This is a genomic window from Craterilacuibacter sp. (assembly GCF_051659485.1).
Lineage (GTDB): Bacteria > Pseudomonadota > Gammaproteobacteria > Burkholderiales > Chromobacteriaceae > Craterilacuibacter.
The window spans coordinates 1-6,395 of record NZ_JBOFOO010000283.1 but is presented as its reverse complement, the minus strand read 5'-3'; the positions used below and the strand labels follow the sequence as shown (position 1 = coordinate 6,395).

Genomic DNA, 6,395 nt, shown 5'->3' with positions numbered 1-6,395 from the left:
GGGTGCGCATGGTGTGCTCCTCATTGCGATGGTGCCTTGCGGCATCCCTGAACTGTGGATGGGTGCAGGCGAATGCCGTAACCCATCCCTTGCGCCATCGCGAGCTTGCTGCGCTGATTGGTGGGTTACGCCGGCTGGCGCCGGCTAACCCACCCTACGCCCCTACGCCAGCATGCACCACGCTTTTACTGGCAGGCCTCGCAGTCCGGGTTGTCGATGCTGCAAAACTTGGCATCGGTGGCCGGGGTGGTGTCGAGCGGGGCTTGCTGGTGGGCGGCGATGCCGCCATCGGTGGCAACGGCATTGAGCTCGCCGCCGCGGCCGGTGGATTTTTCGGCGCTGGTGGCCGCCAGTGTGCGCAGGTAGTAGGTGGTTTTCAGGCCCTTGACCCACGCATGCTTGTACAGCTCGTCCAGCTTCTTGCCCGAGGCGCCGGCCATATAGATGTTGAGGCTCTGCGCCTGGTCTATCCACTTCTGGCGGCGCGATGCGGCTTCAACCAGCCATACCGGATCGACTTCAAAGGCGGTGGCGTAGATGGCCTTGAGCTCGGCCGATACACGGTCGATGCGCCCCAGACTGCCGTCGAAATACTTGAGGTCGGCTACCATCACTTCATCCCACAGGCCGGCGGCCTTGAGGTCGCGCACCAGATATTCGTTGGTGACGGTGAATTCGCCGGACAGGTTCGATTTGACGAACAGGTTCTGGTAGGTCGGCTCGATGCATGGCGACACGCCGATGATGTTGGAGATGGTCGCGGTCGGCGCGATGGCGAGGCAGTTGGAGTTGCGCATGCCGACTTGCTTGATGCGCTCGCGTAGCGGTGCCCAGTTCAGGCGCTCGCTGCGGTCTACATCCAGATAGCCGCCGCGCTCGGCCGCCAGCAGGCTGAGGCTGTCTTGCGGCAGGATGCCGCGATCCCACAGGCTGCCCTTGTAGCTTGGGTAGCGGCCGCGCTCTTCGGCAAGCTCGGTCGAGGCCCAGTAGGTGTGGTAGGCCACCAGCTCCATCGAGCTGTCGGCAAACTCGACCGCCGCGTTGCTGGCGTAAGGCACGCGCATCTGTAGCAGGCAATCCTGAAAGCCCATGACGCCCAGGCCAACCGGACGGTGCTTGAGGTTGGCGTTGCGCGCCTTTTGCACCGGATAGAAGTTGATGTCGATCACGTTGTCCAGCATGCGCATCGCGGTGCGTATGGTGGCTTTGAGCTTGTCGCCATCCAGCGCGCCGTCTTTCATGTGCGCGGCGAGGTTGACCGAGCCCAGATTGCACACGGCGATTTCGTCGGCGCTGGTGTTGAGCGTGATTTCAGTACACAAATTGGAGCTATGCACCACGCCCATATGCTGCTGCGGGCTGCGGATATTGCACGGGTCCTTGAAGGTGATCCACGGGTGGCCGGTTTCAAACAGCATGGTCAGCATCTTGCGCCATAACGATAGCGCCGGCAGGCTCTTGAATACGCGCAGTTTGCCGGCGCGGCCCAGTGCCTCGTATTCGCGGTAGCGTGCTTCGAAAGCGGCGCCAACCAGATCGTGCAGGTCCGGCACTTCGGACGGGCTGAACAAGCACCATTCGCCGCCTTCGATCACCCGCTTCATGAACAGGTCCGGAATCCAGTTGGCACTGTTCATGTCGTGGGTACGGCGTCTGTCGTCGCCGGTGTTCTTGCGCAGCTCGAGGAATTCCTCGATATCGGCGTGCCAGGTTTCCAGATAGGCGCACACCGCGCCCTTGCGCTTGCCGCCCTGATTAACGGCGACAGCGCTGTCGTTGACGACTTTCAGGAAAGGCACTACGCCCTGGCTCTTGCCGTTGGTGCCCTTGATATGGGCGCCCATGGAGCGCACTGGCGTCCAGTCGTTGCCCAGACCACCAGCAAACTTGGACAGCAGCGCGTTGTCCTTGATGCCGTCGTAGATGCCTTCCAGATCATCGGGGATGGTCGACAGATAGCAGCTGGATAGCTGGCTGCGGCGGGTGCCGGCGTTGAACAGCGTCGGCGTCGAGCTCATGAAGTCGAAGCTGGACAGAATGTGGTAGAACTCGATGGCACGCGCTTCGCGCTCGACTTCGTTTAGCGCGAGGCCCATCGCCACACGCATGAAGAAAGCCTGCGGCAGCTCGATGCGTACCTCGTTGTGATGCAGGAAGTAGCGGTCGGCCAGCGTCTGCAGCCCGAGATAGCCGAACTTGAGGTCGCGCTTGGCATCCAGTGCGGCGCCCAGACGCGCAAGGTCGAACTGGGCGAGGCGTTCGTCCAGCAGCTCGGCATCGATGCCGCGCCGGATAAAGACCGGGAAATACAGCGGATAGGTGTCGGCCATCGCTTCTTGCGCGACGGCTTCGCCCAGAATTTCAAGGCGCAGGTGATCCAGCAGCAATCGGGCCGTGACGTAGTCGTAGGCCGGGTCCAGCTCGATCATGGCGCGCGCCGCCAGTACCGCCGATTTGTTGACTTCTTCTTCGGATACGCCGTCGTAGATATTTTTCAGGGTCTCGGACAGGATGGCGTCCACATCGGTGCCGCCCAGTTCCTGGCAGGCCGATGCGATGGTGGCACGCAGGCGCGCCACATCCAGCGGCAATTTGCGGCCGTCTTTTTTCAGCACATTGATGGTGACCTGATGCAGCGCCTCGCCGCGTGCCGCCCGTTCGCGGGCACGCTCGTGACGGTAGAGCACATAGGCGCTGGCGACATCGTGTTCGCCAAAGCGCATCAGCGCCAGCTCGACCTGATCCTGAATGTCTTCGATATGGATGGCGCCGCCTTCGGGCTTGCGGCGCATCAGGGCCGATACCGCAGTTTCGGTCAGTTCGGCGACCTTGTTGCGTATGCTGGCCGAGCTGACACCCTGCTGGCCGATCACGGCGAGAAAGGCCTTGGTGACGGCAATGGAGATTTTGACCGGTTCGAATGCAACCACCGCACCGTTGCGGCGTATGGTTTTGTACTGGCTGTAGTCGGCCTGCGGTGCGGCGGCGCGGCCCAGCTCGGCGGCGGTTTTTCCGTCAAAAGTCTGCATTTTTGTTTTTTATCCCGTGTTGGTGCTGATTTTTAATGTTTTTAGCCGCTGCGGGCGGCTGGATGCTGGCGCCGCGCTATTATTTTTAGCCAGCTGCCAACACAATATGTGCTGCTTTGTTTAGTATATGGCGCAAATGGTAGTGTCTAAAGAGCAGAATCACAAGTCTTGACAAGGGCAGAAAATACCCGGATCCGCACCCTGTCTGGCTTGGCGGCTTTTAAAAAATAAGTGCGGGGTTCGCCGCGAAAAACGACAAGCGGGTGTCTCGCCTTGAAATACAAGGATGCAGCGTTTTAACCCCGGCAATGCCACTACATATAGTAGGGCTGGGCTGTGGCGGAAATGCTACGTCAGAATCATGAATGTGTGACGGCCAGCGGCAAGGGCTGCGCCCGGTGGCGGGCGCGATGCCGGTAGCTGATATTTGACCTGCATGCCTTGATGCGGTCACAATGCGCGTTCGCTCCGGGGTGCCGGGCCGCAAGGCTCAGCTGAGATGGTGAATACCGAACCCGATGGACTTGATCCGGATAATACCGGCGTAAGAAGAGCAATGACTGTTGGTGGCCGCCCCTCAAGGTGTGCTGCCGGTGCAGAGGATGGTGACGGTCTGCCTGAGGGCGCGTTTCTCTTGCACAGTTGTTTTGCCTGCCTCCGGAGCGTTGACAACAACGTAGCCGAGGCCCCAATGAATACTCCCGACCGCTTTGCCGCCATGCTCGCCGCCACCTGCGAGCCGCTACCTGCCTCCAGCAAGCACTATATCGCCGGCAGCCAGCCCGATATCCGCGTGCCGCTGCGTGAAATCGCGCTCTCCAACGGCGAAAATATCGCCCTGTACGATACCTCCGGCCCCTACACCGACCCGGCAGCGGCCCTTGATGTGCGCCGTGGCCTCGCCGCCATGCGTACACCGTGGATCACCGCCCGTGCTGACACCGAGGCTTACCCCGGGCGTATCGCCGATGCGCGTGATGACGGTTCGCGTGACGAAGCGTCCTTGCTGCGCCTGCGTGAGCTTTCCGCCGGTTTGCAGCGCACGCCGCAGCGCGCCCGGGCTGGTGCCAACGTCACCCAGATGCATTACGCGCGCCGTGGCATCGTCACCCCCGAGATGGAGTACGTGGCGATTCGCGAAAACGGCAAGCGCGAGTGGATGCGCGAATATCTGGGCGACCCCGAGCGCGAGGCGCGTCTGGCCGGTAACGGTATGGGCTTTGCCATGGCGCGCGAGATCACGCCCGAGATGGTGCGCGATGAAGTTGCACGCGGGCGGGCGGTGATTCCGGCCAATATCAACCACCCCGAGCTGGAGCCGATGGCAATAGGGCGCGCCTTTAAGGTCAAGATCAACGCCAATATCGGCAATTCGGCGGTCACCTCCGGCATCGAGGAAGAAGTGGAAAAGCTGGTGTGGTCGACGCGATGGGGCGCGGACACGGTGATGGATCTGTCCACCGGCCGCCATATCCACACCACGCGCGACTGGATCGTGCGCAATTCGCCGGTGCCTATCGGTACCGTACCCATCTATCAGGCGCTGGAGAAGGTCGGCGGCATCGCCGAGGACCTGAGCTGGGACATCTTCCGCGATACCCTGATCGAACAGGCCGAGCAGGGCGTCGACTACTTCACCATCCACGCAGGACTCAGGCTCGCCTATGTGCCGCTGACAGCGCACCGGCGTACCGGCATTGTCTCGCGTGGCGGCGCCATCCTCGCCAAATGGTGCATTTCCCATCACCGCGAAAATTTTCTCTACACCCATTTCGAAGACATCTGCGACATCATGAAGGCCTATGACGTGACCTTCTCGCTGGGCGACGGCCTGCGCCCCGGCTCGCTGGCCGATGCCAATGACGCGGCGCAGTTTGCCGAGTTGCGCACCTTGGGCGAGCTGACGCAGGTGGCGTGGAAGCACGATGTGCAGACCCTGATCGAAGGCCCGGGCCATGTGCCCATGCATATGATTCAGGCCAATATGGACGAGCAGCTGGCCGCCTGTGCCGAGGCGCCGTTCTATACGCTGGGGCCGCTGACGATAGACGTCTCGCCCGGTTACGACCATATCGCCTCCAGTATCGGCGCGGCGATGATAGGCTGGATGGGCACGTCCATGCTGTGCTATGTGACGCCCAAGGAGCATCTGGGCCTGCCCGATCGCGATGACGTGAAGCAGGGCCTGATCGCCTACCGTATCGCCGCCCACGCAGCCGATGTAGCCAAGGGCCACCCCGGGGCGCGTGCCCACGACGATGCGATGAGCCGCGCGCGCTTCGAGTTCCGCTGGGAAGACCAGTTTGCGCTGGCGCTGGACCCGGACACCGCGCGCGCTTACCACGACGCCACTTTGCCGGCCGAAGGCGCCAAGACCGCGCACTTTTGCAGTATGTGCGGGCCAAAGTTCTGCTCGATGAAGATCACGCAGGAAGTGCGCGACTACGCCGCCACGCTGGGGGTCAGCGATGAAGAAGCGCTGGCGCGCGGCATGGAAGGCGAGTCGCAGCGTTATGCCGATGCCGGGCGCCAGCTGTATGTGCCGATCGCAAAGGCCTGAGCCATGGCGAAGCTAGGTATTGCCGGCGCCGGTGTTGCCGGCCGGCTGCTGGCCTACCAGCTGGCCGCGCGCGGGCATCAGGTCACGGTATTCGACCCCGCCAGCGGCCCGTCGCCTGTGGGTGACGGAGCCGGTGCCGCCGGTTTTACGGCAGCGGGGATGCTCAGCCCCTTGGCCGAGCTGGAGCATGCGCCGCCCGCAATCGCGCAGCTGGGGGCGCGCTCGCTGCCCTTGTGGCGAGTGCTATCCGCTGCGCTGGCGGCAAGGCTGGGGACGCGGCCGGACACTTATCTGCGCTGTGCCGGCTCTTTGCTGCTGGCGCACCCGCCGGACGCGGGCGCGGCTGCGCGTGTGCTTGCCAGGCTTGAGCTCGCGCCACAACTGGCGGCGGAACTGGCTGCGCCACAGGCGCTGACGGCCGCCGAGCTTGGCGTACTGGAGCCCGAGCTGGCACCGGGCCTGCGAGGGTGGCTGCTGGCCGCAGAAGGGCAGGTGTTCCCCTATGCGCTGCTGCCGGCGCTGGTGGCGGCAAGCGAGGCTGTCTGGCGCTGGGGCTCGCGCGTCAGCCAACTTTCGCCGGGCAGGCTCACGCTAGCCGATGGTACCGGGCATGCGTTTGACTGGGTGATCGACGCCCGTGGCCTGGGCGCTACGGATGCGCTGCCGCTACGCGGTGTGCGCGGTGAAATGCTATGGCTGCACGCGCCCGGCGTGCGCCTTGGGCGGCCGCTACGCCTGATGCACCCGCGTCACCGTGTGTATCTGGTGCCGCGCCCGGGCGATGTGGTGGTGGTGGGCGCCAGCGA

General features: G+C 63.3%; 3 protein-coding genes and 1 riboswitch. Of the genes, 2 read left to right on the top strand and 1 reads right to left on the bottom strand.

Annotated features, from left to right (window positions below):
- Positions 1-185: 185 nt before the first annotated feature.
- Entirely contained in the window at positions 186-3,029 is a 2,844-nt protein-coding gene (locus ACRC1E_RS09960; protein ID WP_438514943.1) for a ribonucleoside-diphosphate reductase subunit alpha, read from the bottom strand.
- Positions 3,030-3,488: 459 nt separating this feature from the next.
- Positions 3,489-3,597, top strand: a riboswitch (TPP riboswitch).
- A gap of 123 nt (positions 3,598-3,720) precedes the next feature.
- Here ACRC1E_RS09960 and thiC point away from each other — a divergent pair.
- Together thiC and ACRC1E_RS09950 are read left to right on the top strand one after the other, a co-directional pair.
- Entirely contained in the window at positions 3,721-5,589 is a 1,869-nt protein-coding gene (gene thiC / locus ACRC1E_RS09955; protein ID WP_438514942.1) for a phosphomethylpyrimidine synthase ThiC, read from the top strand.
- A 3-nt stretch (positions 5,590-5,592) separates the two neighbouring features.
- On the top strand, positions 5,593-6,395 hold an 803-nt coding region (locus ACRC1E_RS09950; protein ID WP_438514941.1), incomplete at its 3' end, for an FAD-dependent oxidoreductase.

Bases quoted from the DNA above. Each gene is read 5' to 3' on its own strand.
- ACRC1E_RS09960 (WP_438514943.1), bottom strand. From the start codon at position 3,029: ATGCAGACTTTTGACGGAAAAACCGCCGCCGAGCTGGGCCGCGCCGCC.
- thiC (WP_438514942.1), top strand. From the start codon at position 3,721: ATGAATACTCCCGACCGCTTTGCCGCCATGCTCGCCGCCACCTGCGAG.